Origin of the sequence: Microbacterium aerolatum (assembly GCF_007988825.1) — a bacterium.
In the GTDB taxonomy this organism is placed as follows: domain Bacteria; phylum Actinomycetota; class Actinomycetes; order Actinomycetales; family Microbacteriaceae; genus Microbacterium; species Microbacterium aerolatum.
Genome location: NZ_BJUW01000005.1, coordinates 1 through 16,405, shown reverse-complemented (window position 1 = coordinate 16,405; position 16,405 = coordinate 1). Strand labels below are relative to the sequence as shown.

The 16,405-nt window shown below is 68.6% G+C and carries 14 protein-coding genes; 10 read left to right on the top strand and 4 right to left on the bottom strand.

The genetic code is table 11. The features are described from left to right. Positions 1-213 precede the first annotated feature (213 nt). Together lhgD and glmS are read left to right on the top strand one after the other, a co-directional pair. Positions 214-1,398 (top strand): L-2-hydroxyglutarate dehydrogenase, encoded by a 1,185-nt coding sequence (lhgD, locus tag MAE01_RS06960; protein ID WP_147038839.1) that lies wholly within the window; start codon positions 214-216, stop codon positions 1,396-1,398. Between the two features lie 251 nt (positions 1,399-1,649). Next, positions 1,650-3,491, top strand: a complete 1,842-nt coding sequence (gene glmS / locus MAE01_RS06955; protein ID WP_147038838.1) for a glutamine--fructose-6-phosphate transaminase (isomerizing) — start codon at positions 1,650-1,652, stop codon at positions 3,489-3,491. Between the two features lie 88 nt (positions 3,492-3,579). Here glmS and MAE01_RS06950 read toward each other — a convergent pair whose 3' ends face one another. Next, complete coding sequence (locus MAE01_RS06950; RefSeq protein WP_147038837.1) at positions 3,580-5,124, bottom strand: beta-N-acetylhexosaminidase; 1,545 nt, start codon at positions 5,122-5,124, stop codon at positions 3,580-3,582. A 178-nt stretch (positions 5,125-5,302) separates the two neighbouring features. Between MAE01_RS06950 and MAE01_RS06945 the strand changes: the two genes are divergently transcribed. From MAE01_RS06945 to tsaE, 8 genes are read left to right on the top strand one after another with little or no spacing between them, the layout of a single operon-like run. Continuing rightward, a complete protein-coding gene (locus MAE01_RS06945; protein WP_147038836.1) occupies positions 5,303-6,997 on the top strand; it encodes an ABC transporter substrate-binding protein in 1,695 nt (564 codons plus the stop codon). 44 nt (positions 6,998-7,041) lie between these two features. Next, on the top strand, positions 7,042-8,037 hold the full coding sequence (locus MAE01_RS06940; RefSeq protein ID WP_147038835.1) for an ABC transporter permease: 996 nt from the start codon (positions 7,042-7,044) through the stop codon (positions 8,035-8,037). Further along, a complete protein-coding gene (locus tag MAE01_RS06935; protein ID WP_147038834.1) occupies positions 8,030-9,031 on the top strand; it encodes an ABC transporter permease in 1,002 nt (333 codons plus the stop codon). Before MAE01_RS06940 ends, MAE01_RS06935 begins: the two co-directional genes overlap by 8 nt. Positions 9,032-9,033: 2 nt before the next feature. Continuing rightward, positions 9,034-9,891 carry an ABC transporter ATP-binding protein gene (locus MAE01_RS06930; RefSeq protein ID WP_147038976.1) on the top strand — a complete coding sequence of 286 codons (858 nt, stop codon included), beginning with the start codon at positions 9,034-9,036 and terminating at the stop codon, positions 9,889-9,891. Then, complete coding sequence (locus MAE01_RS06925) at positions 9,888-10,727, top strand: ABC transporter ATP-binding protein (protein ID WP_147038833.1); 840 nt, start codon at positions 9,888-9,890, stop codon at positions 10,725-10,727. Before MAE01_RS06930 ends, MAE01_RS06925 begins: the two co-directional genes overlap by 4 nt. Positions 10,728-10,764: 37 nt before the next feature. After that, complete coding sequence (locus MAE01_RS06920) at positions 10,765-11,130, top strand: holo-ACP synthase (RefSeq protein ID WP_147038832.1); 366 nt, start codon at positions 10,765-10,767, stop codon at positions 11,128-11,130. A 29-nt stretch (positions 11,131-11,159) separates the two neighbouring features. Beyond that, positions 11,160-12,227 (top strand): alanine racemase, encoded by a 1,068-nt coding sequence (gene alr / locus MAE01_RS06915; protein ID WP_147038975.1) that lies wholly within the window; start codon positions 11,160-11,162, stop codon positions 12,225-12,227. Continuing rightward, on the top strand, positions 12,224-12,706 hold the full coding sequence (gene tsaE, locus MAE01_RS06910; RefSeq protein ID WP_371861765.1) for a tRNA (adenosine(37)-N6)-threonylcarbamoyltransferase complex ATPase subunit type 1 TsaE: 483 nt from the start codon (positions 12,224-12,226) through the stop codon (positions 12,704-12,706). The genes alr and tsaE overlap by 4 nt, the downstream gene beginning before the upstream one ends. Before the next feature lie 406 nt (positions 12,707-13,112). On the opposite strand, the gene csrA is transcribed toward tsaE, so the two are convergent. From csrA to MAE01_RS06895, 3 genes are all read right to left on the bottom strand, one after another. After that, positions 13,113-13,364, bottom strand: coding sequence for a carbon storage regulator CsrA (gene csrA / locus MAE01_RS16240; protein WP_147038831.1), 252 nt, complete (start codon positions 13,362-13,364; stop codon positions 13,113-13,115). Between the two features lie 9 nt (positions 13,365-13,373). Beyond that, positions 13,374-15,458 (bottom strand): flagellar biosynthesis protein FlhA, encoded by a 2,085-nt coding sequence (locus MAE01_RS06900; RefSeq protein WP_147038830.1) that lies wholly within the window; start codon positions 15,456-15,458, stop codon positions 13,374-13,376. Next, positions 15,455-16,405: EscU/YscU/HrcU family type III secretion system export apparatus switch protein (locus MAE01_RS06895; protein WP_147038829.1), on the bottom strand; the 951-nt coding region annotated here is incomplete at its 5' end. The genes MAE01_RS06895 and MAE01_RS06900, both read right to left, overlap by 4 nt.

Here is a 16,405-nt window from a genome sequence, read left to right as displayed (position 1 = left end):
GGGGTCGCAAGTTGTCGCTCGCGGACGGTTTTAGCGACCACTTGCGACCCCTCCTGCCGCTAGCGCACTTAGCTCGGCGCGGGAGGTGGCGTGAATGGTCGCCCGCGCGGCGTTTTGGCGACCACTTGCGACCCCTCCCGAGCGGATGCTGCGTGCACAAGCGCGTGGAGATGACCGCCACCGCGCGCACGGACGGGTGGATATGCTCACCGCATGGGGAATGGCACTGGGGTCATCGGCGGGGGAATCGTCGGCATCGCACTGGCGCGGGCGCTTGCGCAGCGCGGCGATGAGGTCACGGTTCTCGAGAAGGAGCAGCGGCTCGCCGCGCACCAGACCGGGCACAACTCCGGCGTCGTGCACGCCGGCCTGTACTACGCGCCGGGGTCGCTGAAGGCGACGCTGTGCGCTGCGGGCCGCGCGCAACTGCGGGAGTTCTGCCAGGAGAAGGGGCTGCCGTACCGCGAGGTCGGCAAGCTCGTGATCGCGGTCGACGAGGCAGAGGTCGCCGCGCTCGACGAGATCGAACGACGCTCTCGTGCCAACGGCGTGCCCGACCTCGAGCGGATCGACGATTCCGGACGCCTGGCCGAGATCGAGCCTCACGCGCGAGGCGTGGCCGCCGTCCACTCGCCGCACACCGCAGCCGTCGATTACACCTCGATCACCGAGGCCATGGCGCAGGACGTGCGGGCGGCTGGTGGCAGCATCCTGCTCGGTCATGAAGTGACCGCGATCACCGCCGAACCCGGCCGGGTGCGCGTTCGAACAGCCGGTTCCGAGCACACGTTCGACCGTGTCATCGTCTGCGCGGGGCTGCACTCCGACGTCGTCGCACGTTTCGTGGGCGCCGACCCGTCGCCGAAGATCCTGCCGTTCCGGGGCGAGTACTGGGCGCTGCGGCCGGAGCGCACCGACCTGGTGCGCGGAATGATCTATCCGGTGCCCGATCCGCGGTTCCCGTTCCTTGGAGTGCACTTCACCCGAGGCGTCTACGACGACGTGCACGTCGGACCGAACGCGGTGCCGGCGCTCGCCCGCGAGGGCTACAGCTGGCGCCGGATCTCGGTGAAGGACACCTGGGATTCGCTGCGCTGGCCCGGCGCCGCGCCGCTCGCCCGGCAGCACTGGCGCATGGGCATCGATGAGATCAGCGCATCCGTTCTGAAGCCGCGCTACTTCCGCAAGGCGCAGCGGTTCATCCCCGAGCTGAAGATGTCGGATCTGCGCCGCACGTCCACCGCCGGAGTCCGCGCCCAGGCGTGGGGGAGGGGCGGCGAGCTGCTCGACGACTTCGCCATCGACAAGGTCGGCGCGGTCACCCTCGTCCGCAACGCGCCCTCGCCCGCCGCGACGAGCTCTCTGGCGATCGCCGACCACCTCGTGGCGCAACTGTAGGGGACGGCATCCGGCGCGCGCCGCCGCGCGGCAGGTGGTCGGTGTTGTCGCTCCGGGGCGGATTGAGCGGCAGGAAGCGACACCTCCCCGGGCTTGGCGCCGAGCCCCACGCGCGGCAGGTGGTCGGTGTTGTCGCTCCGGCGCGGATTGAGCGGCAGGAAGCGACACCTCTCGGGCGGCGGGCAGGCGTCGGCGACGGCATCCGCGATTGTTCGGAACCCTTGCAAAATCTCGCGCTTATTCTTGACGACATGTGTGGAATCGTCGGATACGTGGGCCCGCGCCCCAGCCAGGACATCCTTATCGCCGGCCTCGCCCGTCTCGAGTATCGCGGCTATGACTCCGCCGGAATCGCGGTCATCGACAGCGACGGCGACCTCGGAATGCGCAAGAAGGCCGGCAAGCTCCAAGCGCTGCGCGACTCGCTCTCCGATGCACCTCTCGGCGACGGCACCACGGGCATCGGGCACACCCGCTGGGCCACCCACGGCGGCCCGACCGACCTCAACGCCCACCCGCACCTCGCCGACGACGGCAAGCTCGCCGTCATCCACAACGGCATCATCGAGAACTTCGCGCCGCTGCGCGATGAGCTGATCGCCGACGGCGTCGACTTCCTCAGCGAGACCGACACCGAGGTCGCCGCAGCCCTCCTCGGCCGCGAGTACGCCAAGAACGCCGACCTGCAGGTCGCGTTCCAGAACGTCGTGAACCGCCTCGAGGGTGCTTTCACGCTCCTCGCCATGCACCAGGATCAGCCCGGTCTCGTCGTCGGCGCTCGCCGGAACTCGCCGCTGGTGATCGGCCTCGGTGAGGGCGAGAACTTCCTCGGATCCGACGTCGCCGCCTTTGTCGAGCACACCCGCAAGGCGCTCGCGATCGGCCAGGACCAGATCGTCGCGATCACCCCGTCCGAGGTCACGGTGACCGACTTCGACGGCAACGCCGTCGAGGCCGAGCCCTTCGACGTATCGTGGGATGCCGCCGCCGCAGAGAAGGGCGGATGGTCTTCCTTCATGGCCAAGGAGGTCGCCGAGCAGCCCGAGGCCGTCGCGAACACCATCCGCGGCCGCGTGCAGGACGGGCAGGTCGTCATCCCCGAGCTCGACGGGCTGGACGAACTGTTCGTCGGCATCAACCGCGTGATCATCACTGCCTGCGGCACGGCATCCTATGCCGCCCTCGTCGGCAAGTACGCCATCGAGCAGTGGGCCCGCGTCGCGACCGACGTGGAGCTCGCGCACGAGTTCCGCTATCGCGACCCGGTGATCGGCGACGACACGCTCGTCATCTCGATCAGCCAGTCCGGCGAGACCATGGACACGCTCATGGCCGTCAAGTACGCGCGCGAGCGCGGCGCGCGCACCCTGTCGATCTGCAACACGCAGGGTGCGACGATCCCTCGCGAGTCGGATGCCGTCGTCTACACCCACGCCGGGCCAGAGGTCGCCGTGGCATCCACCAAGGCGTTCTCGGCGCAGATCACTGCCCTCCTGCTGCTCGGTCTGCACATGGGCCGCGTGCGTTCGACGCTGACCGACGGCACTGCGGTCGGAGAGCTCGCCACGCTTCCCGAGAAGATCGCCAGCGTGCTCGAGAAGGAGCACGACCACGTGTCGCAGCTCGCGAGCTGGATGGCGGACACCCGCTCGGTGCTCTTCCTCGGTCGCCACGTCGGATACCCGATCGCCCTCGAGGGTGCGCTCAAGCTCAAGGAGATCTCGTACATCCACGCGGAGGGCTTCGCCGCCGGCGAGCTCAAGCACGGCCCGATCGCGCTGATCGAGCCCGGCCAGCCGGTGTTCGTGATCGTCCCGTCACCGCGTCACTCGGCGCTCATCCACTCCAAGGTCGTCTCGAACATCCAGGAGATCCGCGCGCGCGGCGCTCGCGTGATCGTCGTGGCCGAAGAGGGGGATGCCGCCGTCCTGCCGTTCGCGGACGAGGTCATCCACATTCCGCTGGCCGGCGCCATGTTCGAGCCGGTGCTCGCGGTCGTTCCGCTGCAGATCTTCGCCATGGCTCTCGCCACGGCCAAGGGCCTGGACGTCGACCAGCCGCGCAACCTCGCGAAGTCCGTCACGGTCGAGTAGCCCGGAGCGGGCGGGGTCGCTTCCCCTTCGACAGGCTCAGGGTCCGCTTTGTGTGAGCGGCCGCTGAGCGTGTCGAAGCGTCCGAGCGTCAGCCCTCGTCGGCGGGCAGCGTCACGTCGATGCCTGACGTCCGGAGCGCCGGAGCCAGGGCGGTGAGACGGCTCAGGTAGGACTCCCAGGTGCGGTCCGCGCCCTCGCGCGGCGACCACGCGGTCTCCGCGTGCGCCGTGAGGCGCGGGAAGACCAGTGCATCGGCATCCTCGAGCGACTCGACCGTCTCGGTCCACAGGGGCGCCTCGACGCCGAGGATGGCGCTCTCAGCTACGCCGGCAACGACATCCGCCGGATCCCAGTCGTACGCGGTGCGCAGCGGCACGATGCCCGCCCAGTCGAGGCCGAGCGGGAATTCGGCATCCGGTTTCATGTCGAGGTACGTGCGATCGCTGGGCGACAGGATCAGGCCGCCGCCGCCCGTGACGAAGCGGGTCGCCTCCTCCGCGTGCGAACCCTGCGGCACCACAGATCCCCAGTACTGCCCGACGGTGCCCTCGGCGATGTCGTGCACGGCCCCGGCCTCGTGCCAGGCGATCGGGGTCTTCCCGGTCTCACCGACCAGATGCGTCGCCCGTGTCATGAAGACGGCGAAGTCCGCGGGGGACGTGCCCAGGCATTCGTCCCCACCGATGTGCAGGTAGGGGCCCGGGGTCATCGCCGCGACCTCGTCGAGCACGTCCTTCACGAAGTCGTACGTGCGCTCCTCGCCGATGCGCAGCGACGAGTGACCCACCGCCCAGCCAGAGAAGTGCTCGCCGTGCACGGGAACCGGCTGCGCCAGCCGCTCCGCCTCGGCGACGAGCTGATCCGTGATCCAGGGCTCCTCGACGAGATCGGGGTAGGCGACGCCGACCGCGTGCGTGTGCCCGGGGAGGTCGATCTCCGGCACGACGGTCATGTGCCGGTCTGCGGCGTACTCGACGATGTGCCGGTAGTCGTCCTTCGTGAAGAACCCGCCGGGGCCCTCGCCGGCGTCGCCCGCGGAGGCGCGCTCGGTCAGCAGCGGCCAGGCATCGATCTGGATGCGCCAGCCCTGGTCGTCGGTCAGGTGCAGGTGCAGGTGGTTGAACTTCAGCGCGACCGCACGGTCGATGTATGCCTTGACCTCGGAGACGCTGAAGAAGTGGCGTGCCACATCGAGCATCACGCCGCGGTAGGCGAATCGGGGAGCGTCCTCGATTAGGATGCGCGGGACGCTCCAGCCCTCGTCGGTGCGTCGCAGCAGCTGCAGCAGAGTGCGCGTGCCGTAGTAGAGGCCCGCGGAGTCGCGAGCGGTGATGCGGATGCCGTCATCGCGGGTGTCGAGGATGTACCCCTCCGGGCCGGTGGAGGCGTCATCGGTGAGGGCGAGGACCACGTTCCCCGCGGCGTGCGCTGCTTCCGGCCCCGCCGTGCCGGCCAGCCGTCGCAGATCCTCCCGCATGAGCGCGACGGTCGCGGGATCGCCCTCGACCTCGAGAGAGGGGAGGAGGAGGTGACCCTCCGCCGGCCGGACGTGAGCCGGAAGCGGAATCAGCGGCAGAGAGTGCGCCGAGTCGATCGGATCCTCGGGAAGCGTCTTCGCATCAGTTAAGACCATGAACAAAACCTAGCGCGGGTCGGCGAGGTGCGCCAGGGCCGGCGGGACATTCCCCGGGAAGTGGGGTCTTGTCTCAGCCCGCACCTTTTGTTAGGTTGCTGTCCTAACAAACCCCTGCGGTTTGAAAACGAGGACGTTTTACCCCTCATGCAACGCAGCACCGAGAGGAAGAGTCGAAATGACCAGTAGGACCTCGCGCAGAATTGCGCTCACAACCGCGGCGGGAGTATCAGCTCTCGCCCTCGCACTCACCGGCTGTTCGGCCGGCGGGGACAGCGACTCAGCGGACGCGGCATCCGACCGCGCTCTCCGGGTCTGGGCCGGCAGCCAGACACCCATTGAGGCCAACTTCAACCCGTTCGCGCCAACCGTGCTCCACGGCGCGCTCGGGCCCATCTACGAGCCGCTGTTCTTCTTCAACAAGACGGCGGACACCGAGCCGGTAGGCCTCATCGGCGAGTCGTACGAGTACAACGAGGACGGCACGCAGATCACGGTCACGATCAAGGACGGGCTCAAGTGGTCCGACGGTGAGGCGCTGACCGCCGACGACGTGGTCTTCTCGTTCCTCTACGAGGCGAACAACCCGGAGGCCAACGGACTGGTCTCGGCAGAGGCGACCGATGAGACCACCGCGGTGCTGACCTACGACACCCCGCAGTACACCACCGAGTTCCAGCGCATGGGCTCCAGCTACATCCTTCCTGAGCATGTCTGGTCGGAGGTCGGCGACTACATGACCTTCACCAACGAGGAGCCGGTCGGCTCCGGCCCCTACATCGTCGACAAGACGACGAAGGAGTCGTACTCGCTGGTCGCCAACCCCGAGTTCCGAGACGCCGACGAGCTCGGCGTGAAGTCCGTGCAGTACATCGCCGTCGACAACAACCAGACCGCGCAGGATCTGCTCGCCGCGGGCAAGCTCGACTGGACCGGCATGTTCATCCCGAACCCGGACTCGGTCACGAGCAACGGGAAGATCGAGTGGATCAACACTCCGCAGGACCCGACGGTGCTCTACACCTGTGCGAATGCCGACCTCGGCTGCACCGGCGCGCAGACGGACGTGGCCGTCCGGCAGGCGCTGAACGCGGCCATCGACCGCACCACCATCAAGGACAAGGCCTTCGTCGGGCTGACGGGCGAGATCTCGCCGACCTTCGCGCTGCTTCCGCGCGATGAGAAGTGGGTCGCCGATCCCGCGAACGAGACGAGCCCGCAGAGTCCCGATGCCGCCGCGGCGGGCGAGATCCTCGAGGCAGCCGGTTACGCGAAGGGCGACGACGGGTTCTACGCGAAGGACGGCAAGACCGTCGAGATGAGCCTGACCTCGGTCGACGGCTGGACCGACTACAACGACGCCGCCAAGCTCATCGCCGAGCAGGCGGCCGAGGCCGGAATCAAGATCAACGCCTCCACCGTCCAGTGGCAGGAGTTCTCCGATTCGCGTCAGACCGGCCAGTACGAACTGATCATGGGCGGCATGATCGGCACCTCCGTGGCGGACCCGTTCCAGATCTATCGGGACTGGTTCGGCGGTCAGGCCGTCGCCTCGACCAGCGCAGTCGGCAGCGAGGTGCCCACCGGGCGCTGGAACTTCAGCCGCTACGACAACCCCGTGGTGGATGAGGCCGTCCAGGCCGCCATCGGCACGAACGACGAGGCCACCAAGCTCGAGCTGTACGGCACGATCCAGGACGAGATCGTCCGCGACCTGCCGTACATCCCGCTCGTGATCAACGCCACGCAGACCTTCTACAACTCCGCCGACTACACCGGCTGGCCGACCGAGGAGGACCTGTACGCCTTCCCGCCGTCCTGGGGTGCGATCGCCGCGGGGTACATCCTGCAGCACCTGGAGCCGGTGAAGTAACGACATGGGTCCGAGGGAGCAGGAAGTGACGAGGAAGATCTGAGATGAAGTTCTACCTGCGAAGGATCGGGTTCTACGCGGTGACGCTGTGGGCCACGATCTCGCTCAACTTCCTGCTCCCGCGGATGATGCCAGGCAATCCTGCCGACATCATGATCGCCAAGCTCCAGCGCGCGGGCGGCGACGTGTCGGAATCGACCATCCGCAACATCAAACTGCTGCTCGGCGGTGACGATCAGCCGCTTTGGCAGCAGTACCTCGGCTACTGGGGCCGCATGTTCCAGGGAGACCTGGGCGTATCGGTGACCAAGTACCCGGCCCCGGTGACCGAGCTCATCGCCGAGGCGCTGCCCTGGACCCTGATCCTGGTCGGCGTCGCCACGGTCATCTCGTTCGTGCTCGGTGTCGCGCTCGGCGCGTGGGCCGGCTGGAAGCGCGGAACCTGGGTCGACAACATCATCCCGGCCACCACCGTGCTGCAGTCGATCCCGTACTTCTGGCTCGCCCTGATCCTGGTTGCTGTGTTCGCGGTCGGCCTTGGCTGGTTCCCGATCTTCGGCGGCTACGACGTCTTCGATTTCCCTGACGGCCCGGTGCCGACATGGTCGTTCATTTCGGATGCCGCAGCCCATGCCGTGCTGCCGGCACTGACCATCGTGCTCAGCTCGGTGGGCGGCTGGCTGTTCGGCATGCGCAACATGATGGTCTCGACTCTCGCCGAGGACTACATCACCACGGCCGAGGCCAAGGGACTGCGGCCGCGCCGCATCCTCACCACCTACGCCGCGCGCAACGCCGCCATCCCCTCGATCGCCGGGTTCTCGATCACCCTCGGCTTCGTCGTGGCCGGCTCCATCGTCATGGAGCAGGTGTTCACCTATCCCGGTGTCGGCAAGCTGATGTTCCAGGCCGTGCTCAACAGCGACTACGCGCTGATGCAGGGCGTCTTCCTCGTGATCACCATCGCGGTTCTCGCAGCCAACTTCTTCATGGACCTGGTTTACGGGTTCATCGACCCGAGGGCACGGCAGAATGTCTGACACCACCACCCGGAACCCTGCCGAGCTGGCCATCATCGAGGACGACGCGGTCGTCTCCTCCCCGCCGCGCACCGAGGCGCTCGTCACCCAGCCGAAGCGGCGCAGCGGACTCCGGGCGATGCTGCCCACGATGACGCCGAAGCTCGTCATCGGCATCCTGCTCGTCGGCGCGATCGTGCTGTTCGCGATCATCGCGCCGCTCGTCACCCAGAACCCTCGCAACTCGCAGAACCCGGCGCTGTCGCCGCCGTCGAGCGAGCACCTGCTCGGCACCACGAAACTCGGGTACGACGTGCTCGCCCAGTTGGCGCACGGCGCGCAGGGGTCGCTCATCGTCGGTCTCATCGCCGGCGGAATCGCCATCGTGCTGTCGCTGGTCTTCGGCGTCCTGGCCGGATACCTCTCGGGGTGGCGTGAGGACGTGCTGGCACTGGTCACCAACATCATGATCGTGATTCCGGGCCTCCCTCTCGTGATGGTCATCGCCGCCTTCGCGCCGGTGCGGAGCATGCAGCTGGTCGCCTTCGTGCTGGGCATCACCTCCTGGGCGGGCGCCGCCTACGTGCTGCGCCTGCAGACCCGCTCGCTGCGCACCCGCGACTACGTGTACGCCTCGAAGGTCGCCGGTGAGCGCTCGCTGCGCATCATCCTGATCGAGATCATGCCGAACCTGCTGCCGCTGCTGGCCGCGCAGTTCCTGTTCGCGATCATCTTCGCCATTCTCGGCGAGGCGGGCCTGTCGTACCTGGGCCTCGGGCCGACCGACTCGATCACCTGGGGCACGATCCTCAACGAGGCCCAGTCGGGGCAGGCGCTCGGCCAGGGCGCATGGTGGTGGTTCGTGCCGCCGGGCATCATGATCGCCGCACTCGGCTGCGGTCTCGCCCTCATCAACTTCGCGATCGACGAGATCATCAACCCGAAGCTGCGCAGCTCGCCGCAGGCCGCCCGCAACGTGCGCAAGGCCGCCAAGTCGAAAGGAGTGGCCGCGTGAGCGTGGTCGAGCCGGTGCTGAGCGCCCGCAACGTGTCGATCGAGTACGAGGTCGACCCGCCGGTGAAGGCGGTTCGCGATGTCTCGCTCACCCTCAACCGCGGTGAGATCCTCGGCCTCGCCGGTGAGTCCGGCTGCGGCAAGACGACCCTCGCGTACGGACTGAACCGACTGCTGAACGCGCCGGCGCTGATGACCGGCGGCGAGATCGTCTTCCACGACCGCAACGGCGACGACATCGACATCGTCGGCCTCACCGGGGAGAAGCTGCGGGCGTTCCGCTGGGACAAGATCTCGATGGTCTTCCAGAGCGCCATGAACTCGCTCAATCCGGTGATCACCGTCAAGGCGCAGATCTTCGACGTCTTCGACACGCACCGACCCGGGATGAGCAGGGCCGCGAAGAAGGAGCGCGCACGAGAACTGCTGACCCTCGTCGGCGTCGACCCGAACCGGCTCACGAGCTTCCCTCACGAGCTGTCGGGCGGGATGCGGCAACGGGTGATGATCGCCATGGCGCTGGCTCTCGATCCGCAGGTCATGATCATGGACGAGCCGACCACCGCGCTGGATGTCGTCGTGCAGCGCGACATCATCAGAGAGATCATGCGACTGCGCGAGCAGCTCGGCTTCGCCGTCATCTTCATCACGCACGACCTGCCGATGCTGATCGAGATCAGCGACCGGATCGCCGTCATGCTGCAGGGGCAGATCGTCGAGCAGGGCACGTCCGAGGAGATCTACCGCAACCCGCAGCACGAGTACACCAAGCGGCTGCTGTCGAGCTTCCCCAGCCTCCGCGGAGATCGCGGCGACTTCGTGCGCACAGGAGCGCAGATCAGTCAGGAGCAGGTCCGATGAACGCGAAACCGAGCCTCGAGGCCCGCAATCTGGTCAAGGACTTCACGCTGCGCTCTGGCCTGCGCACCTCGATCCTGCACGCGGTCAAGGATGTGTCGTTCACGATCGAGGCCGGCAGGACGATCGCTCTGGTGGGGGAGTCCGGTTCGGGCAAGTCGACCATCGCCCGGATGCTGATGAAGCTCGAGACCCCGACCTCCGGTGAGATCCTGCTCGACGGGAAGCCGACCGGTTCGGGCGGGCGCGACGTCGCCGCGTACCGCTCCGAGGTGCAGATGGTGTTCCAGGACCCGTTCGCCTCGCTGAATCCGTACCACACGATCGCTCACCACCTCGAGCGCCCGGTGCGGCTGCACCACCCCGACCTGAAGGGCGATGAGGTGCGAGGGCGCGTGCTCGAGCTGCTCGAGCGCGTGCGGCTGTCGCCCGCTGAGAGCTTCGCCGACCGTCGCCCGCACGAGCTGTCCGGCGGCCAGCGGCAGCGCGTCGCGATCGCGCGGGCGCTGGCTCCGGGGGCGCGGTTCATCGTCGCCGACGAGCCGGTGTCGATGCTCGATGTGTCGATCCGCCTCGGCGTTCTGAACCTGCTCGCCCACCTGCAGCGCGAGGACGATCTCGGCGTGCTGTACATCACGCACGACCTCGCCACTGCCCGGCACTTCAGCGACGAGATCATGGTGCTGTACCGAGGCGACGTCGTCGAGCGCGGGCCCAGCGACGAGATCATCCTCAACCCGCAGCACGAGTACACCAAACGGCTCCTCGACGCTGCGCCCGAGCCGGAGAACCTGGGGCGGCTGCGGGACGAGGTGCGGCGGGAGCTCTCCCGGGCCTGAGCCGTACGGATGGGACCGCCCCGAGTAGGCTGGAACCGTGATCATCGGGACCGGCATCGACCTCGTAGACATCCCGCGGTTCGAGCGCACCATGTCCCGGACACCGCGGCTGATGGAGCGACTGTTCGCCCCGACCGAGCGCGAGCTGCGGCTGCCGTCGCTCGCCGCGCGCTACGCCGCGAAGGAAGCCCTCATCAAGGCGCTCGGAGGCTCGGACGGCGTGCACTGGACCGAGATCGAGATCGGGTCCGAGGAATCGGGCAAGCCGTACTTCCGGCTCTCGGGCACGACCGCAGACGCCATCGAGCAGCGCGGCATCACCAGCCTGCACCTGACCATGTCGCACGATGCCGGACTCGCCACCGCGTTCGTGATCGCCGAGCGAGTGGAGGGGGCCGCGTGAGCGTGCCGTTCCGCGAGGCGTCCATCGAGATGGATGCCATCGCCGACAACACCCGCCACCTGCGCCGCCTCACCGGCGTCGAGGTCATCGCCGTGGTCAAGGCGAACGGATACGGGCACGGTACCACGGCATCCGCCGTCGCCGCGCTGTCCGGCGGGGCGACTCGTCTAGGCGTCGCGGAGATCCCCGAGGGGCTCGCCCTGCGCCGCGCCGGCATCAACGCCCCGATCGTGGCGTGGCTGCACGAGCCGGGTGAGCGCTTCGAAGAGGCCGCCGCGAACGGCATCGAGGTCGGGATCTCGTCGTTCGACCAGCTCGAGGCCGCCGGTGCTGTCGCCGGCGGTGACGTCGCCGTGCATCTCAAGCTCGAGACCGGCCTCTCCCGCAACGGGATCGCGCCGGGGGACTGGGGCCGGGTCTTCGCCGAGGCCGCGCGCCTGGAGCGCATCGGCCGCATCCGCATCGTCGGTCTCTTCAGCCACCTCTCGAACGCCTCGCCCGCTGACGACAGGGCGGCGCTCGCACGTTTCGAGGAGGGGACGAAGGCCGCGGCATCCGCCGGCATCCATCCAGAGATCCGTCACATCGCAGCGACCGCTGCGGCGATCGACCTGCCCGAGACGCGACTCGACGCCGTGCGCATCGGGATCGGACTGTACGGGCTCTCGCCGTTCGACGACCGGTCATCCGCCGAGCTCGGACTGCGCCCGGCCATGACGCTGCGCGGGGCGGTCGCGGCCGTACGACGGGTGCCGGCCGGATCCGGCGTCTCGTACGGCTACGACCATCGCACGAACCATGACACGACCCTCGCTCTCGTGCCGCTCGGATATGCGGACGGCATCCCACGGCAGGCATCCGGGCGCGGACCCGTGGTGATCAATGGTCAGCGGTTCGCTGTGGCGGGCCGCGTCGCGATGGACCAGTTCGTGGTCGATGTCGGCGACGCGCACGTCGCGGTGGGCGATGAGGTCGTGCTGTTCGGCGACCCGACTCTCGGTGCGCCGTCGGCGACGGAGTGGGCGAACGCGGCGGGCACGATCAACTACGAGATCGTGACCCGCGTCGGCAATCGCGTGCCGCGGAGCACGTCGTGAGCGTCGATCCCGCCTTCCTCGGCCGTCGTGAGATCGCGACCGCTGATGAGATGGAGCGACTCGGGTTCGTCATCGGCGAGCAGCTCGTCGCCGGAGACCTGCTGGTGCTGACCGGACCGCTCGGCGCGGGCAAGACGACGTTCACGCGCGGGCTCGCGGAGGGCCTCGGCGTGCGCGGGCCGGTGCAGAGCCCGACGTTCGTGATCGCCCGCACGCATCCCTCGCTGGTCGGGCGGGCGCCGCTCGTGCACGTCGACGCGTACCGGCTCGGTTCGGCCGCGGAGCTCGACGACCTCGACGTCGACCTCGCAGGATCGGTCGTCGTGATCGAGTGGGGCCGCGAGATGGCCGCGTCGATCGCGGATGCGTGGTGGGACATCGAGCTGGAGCGCCCGGTGGGCGGCGCCGAGGGCATCGCCGACGAGGACCTGGATGCCGACGCACCCCGCATCGTGACGATCGAGCGCGTCGGCCCCTAGGTCAGCGCGGGAGGTGTCGCTTCCTGCCGCTGGGGCGGCGCCGATGCGACAACTTCGACCACCTCCCGGCGGGGCACAGTTGCCGAGGGGCGTTGAGCGGAGGCGCGGAGCGCCGCAGACGAAACGGGGTGAGCGAGCGGAGCGAGTCGAAGCCGGGTGTGTGTGAGGACGCTTCGACTCGTCGCCTGCGGCTCCTCGCTCACCGCGTTTCGTCTCGCTGCGCTCGCTCAACGACCCGCAAAGGTGCTCCGGTCTTGAGCCCGCATGGAGCTGCCCGACGCTATGAGCAGGGAGCTGCCCGACGCCAAGAGCCCGCGGTTATCGCGGGGCGTTGAGCGGAGGCGGCGGAGCCGCCGAAGACGAAACGGGGTGAGCGAGCGGAGCGAGTCGAAGCCGACTCCGGCCGCTATGACTCCTGCGTCCCGCGGCGCTTGGCGAGGGCCTCGAAGATCGCCTTCTCGGCGTCGGCGCCGGAATCGGCTGCTGCGGAGACGTTCTCTGCGACGACGGCATCCACGATCTCGGACCGCTGGATGCGGGTCTCGCGAGGCGCGTTCACGCCGATGCGCACGCTGTCGCCCTTGATGTCGAGCAGCGTCACCTCGATTTCGCCGTCGATGCGTACGCTCTCACCGATCCGCCTCGTCAACACCAGCACCAGTTCAGCCTACTGGGGTGTCGGCACAGAACCCACCGCCGGACCGCTCGACCCGGTCAGCGCTGCGCTGTCGCGCACGACCCCGACGGTCTCGATCGTGAGCGCCGCGGCGGTCGCCTCGTTGTACGACAGCACCGGCAACCCGTCGGTCTGCGCCGAGACCAGCCGCCGCACGGCGGCCCGCAGCGTCGGCGCGCACACGAGCACCGGCTCGCCGTCCGTGACGCCGGCCACGGCCTGCTTCACGGATTCGATGACCGCCTCGAGCCGCTGCGGGTCGAACACGATCTGCGGTCCGTCGTCGCTGCCCCGCAGGCTCTCCAGCATCGCCTGCTCCAGCAGCGGGTTGATCATGATGACGCGCAGCGTCCCGGCATCCGCGAACCGCGCAGCGATCGCAGGCCCCAGCGCCGTCCGCGCGGCCTCGATCAGGCCGTCCGGCTCGGTCGACGTCTTCGCGCGCAGCGCGAGCGCCTCGTAGATCCGGCTGAGGTCGTTGATCGGCACGCGCTCGGCGAGCAGCCCCTGCAGCACCCGCTGCACCTCGGCGAGCGAGAGCAGCGCGGGGGTGAGCTCCTCGACGGCGGCAGGCGACACCTGCTTGAGCGCGTCCGTGAGCTGGCGCACGTCCTCGCGACTGAGCAGTCGCGCGGCGTTCGACTGGATGACGCTCGACAGGTGCGTGATGATGACGCTCGCGCGGTCGATGACCGTGGCGCCGGAGAACTCGGCGCTGTGCCGCATCTCCATCGGGATCCACTTGCCCTCCAGCCCGAACACCGGGTCGAGCGCGGCCTGACCGGGCAGCGACTCCAGCCCCTGTCCGAGCGCGAGCACGGACCCCGGAGGCGCCGTGCCGCGTCCGGTCTCGACGCCGGCGATGCGGATGACGTACGTGGAGTTCGGCAGCTCGATGCTGTCGCGCGTGCGCACTGGAGGTACGACGAGGCCGAGGTCGAGGGCGATGCGCCGCCGCAGCGCCTTGACACGGGCCAGCAGATCGTCGGGGCCGCCCGTCACGAGATCGACGATGTTCGGTGCGAGCTGGATCTCCAGCGCGTGCACGCGCATCTTCTCGATCAGCTCCTCCGGTTGCTCCGGCCCCGGCGAGCCGTCCGGGCCGGCGGCGGCGGAGGCCGCCTCGGCGGAAGCCCGCGCCTGCGACGACTTCACACGCTGCGCCGCCAGCAGCAGCAGTGCGCCGGTCGCGACGAACGGCAGCAGCGGCATCCCGGGGATGAACGCCATCACGATCGCCGCGCACCCGGCGATGGTCAGGGCGTTGCGGGACTGTCCCAGTTGCGCAGTCGCGGCCTGACCCATCTCGGCCTCGGCGTTCGAGCGCGTGACGATCATGCCGGTCGACACCGCCATCAGCAGCGCCGGGATCTGCGTCACCAGGCCGTCGCCGATCGTCAGGAGGCTGTAGGTGCTCACCGCCTCGTCGATGGCCATACCGTGCGAGACGATGCCGATCGCGATGCCGCCGATGAGGTTGATGATGATGATCACCAGGCCCGCGATCGCATCGCCCTTGACGAACTTCGACGCACCGTCCATGGCGCCGTAGAAGTCGGCCTCCGCGGCCACCTCGGCGCGACGCGTGCGCGCCTCGGTGTCGGTGATCAGACCCGCGTTGAGGTCTGCGTCGATCGCCATCTGCTTGCCGGGCATGGCGTCGAGGGTGAAGCGCGCTCCCACCTCGGCGACGCGCTCTGCGCCCTTGGTGACCAGGACGAACTGGATGACCACCAGGATGAGGAACACCACCGCGCCGATGATGAGCGACCCGCCCACCGCGATCTCGCCGAACGCCTCGATCACCTGGCCGGCATATGCTTCGCCGAGCACCAGTCGGGTGGATGCCACGTTCAAGCCGAGCCGGAACAGCGTCGCCACCAGCAGTAGCGACGGGAACACCGAGAAGTCGAGTGGCTTCTTGACGAACATCGACGTCAGCAGGATCAGCAGCGCGAACATGATGTTCAGGATGATGAGGGTGTCCAGCAGGAACGGCGGGATCGGCACGACGAGCAGCATGATGATGCCGACGACGCCGATCGGCACGGAGAGCTTGTTCAGCAGTTGATTCATGCGGTCCTCCGGTAGGGAAGAGAGTGGATGCCGCGTGCGGCACCGCGCTTGCGGAGACTGTCGACGAACACGAGCACCCTCGCGACGGCGTTGTACAGGTCGGCGGGGATCTCCTGGCCGAGCTCGCACGCGGCGAACAGCGCACGCGCGAGCGAGATCTCCCGCACCATCGGCACGCCCGCAGACTTCGCCCGCTGGCGGATACGGTCGGCGATCACGCCGGTACCCTTCGCGACCACCTTCGGGGCGGCCTTTCCGGCCTCGTACTTCAGCGCCACGGCCACGTGCGTCGGGTTCACCAGCACGACGTCGGAGCCGGCGACGGCCGCGATCATGCGGTTGCGGCTGATCGCGAGCTGGCGCGAACGGCGCTGCTGGCGGATCAGCGGGTCGCCCTCGGAGTTCTTGTTCTCGTCGCGCACCTCGCGCTTGGTCATGCGCGTGTGCTTCTTGTTGCGACGCATCACGACGAACACGTCGATCGCGGCGAGGGCGAGCCCGACGGCGATCGCGGTCTGCAGCAGCGCAGTGCTGCCGTCGTTCGCGGTGCCGAGCAGGCGCGAGAGGGAGTGCGAACCGCTCGCCGAGAGCACCGGCACGAGGCCGGCGATCACAATCCACAGCGCGAGGCCGATGGCCGCGGTCTTCAGCAGCGCCTTGGCCCCTTCCCAGAGCGCCTGCATCCCGAACACGCGCTTGACGCCGTTCACGATGTTGAACTGTTCGAAGCGTCCGGCGAGCTTGCGGGGGTGCACGCCGCCCTGGATCACGGCGCCGAGGAGCGTGACGATGGCGACGGTCGCGAGCATCACCCCGAGCGTCGGCAGCACGGAGCCGAGTCCGAGCCCGAGCGCGCCGAGCGCGGTCGACGTCGACGGCGCGTGCACGATCGAGGTGAGCGAGATCAGCTGCTCGGTGCCGGCGGCCGAACCCGCCACGATCGCGGC

Bases quoted from the DNA above. Each gene is read 5' to 3' on its own strand.
- lhgD (WP_147038839.1), top strand. From the start codon at position 214: ATGGGGAATGGCACTGGGGTCATCGGCGGGGGAATCGTCGGCATCGCA.
- glmS (WP_147038838.1), top strand. From the start codon at position 1,650: ATGTGTGGAATCGTCGGATACGTGGGCCCGCGCCCCAGCCAGGACATC.
- MAE01_RS06950 (WP_147038837.1), bottom strand. From the start codon at position 5,124: ATGGTCTTAACTGATGCGAAGACGCTTCCCGAGGATCCGATCGACTCG.
- MAE01_RS06945 (WP_147038836.1), top strand. From the start codon at position 5,303: ATGACCAGTAGGACCTCGCGCAGAATTGCGCTCACAACCGCGGCGGGA.
- MAE01_RS06940 (WP_147038835.1), top strand. From the start codon at position 7,042: ATGAAGTTCTACCTGCGAAGGATCGGGTTCTACGCGGTGACGCTGTGG.
- MAE01_RS06935 (WP_147038834.1), top strand. From the start codon at position 8,030: ATGTCTGACACCACCACCCGGAACCCTGCCGAGCTGGCCATCATCGAG.
- MAE01_RS06925 (WP_147038833.1), top strand. From the start codon at position 9,888: ATGAACGCGAAACCGAGCCTCGAGGCCCGCAATCTGGTCAAGGACTTC.
- alr (WP_147038975.1), top strand. From the start codon at position 11,160: ATGGATGCCATCGCCGACAACACCCGCCACCTGCGCCGCCTCACCGGC.
- MAE01_RS06900 (WP_147038830.1), bottom strand. From the start codon at position 15,458: ATGAATCAACTGCTGAACAAGCTCTCCGTGCCGATCGGCGTCGTCGGC.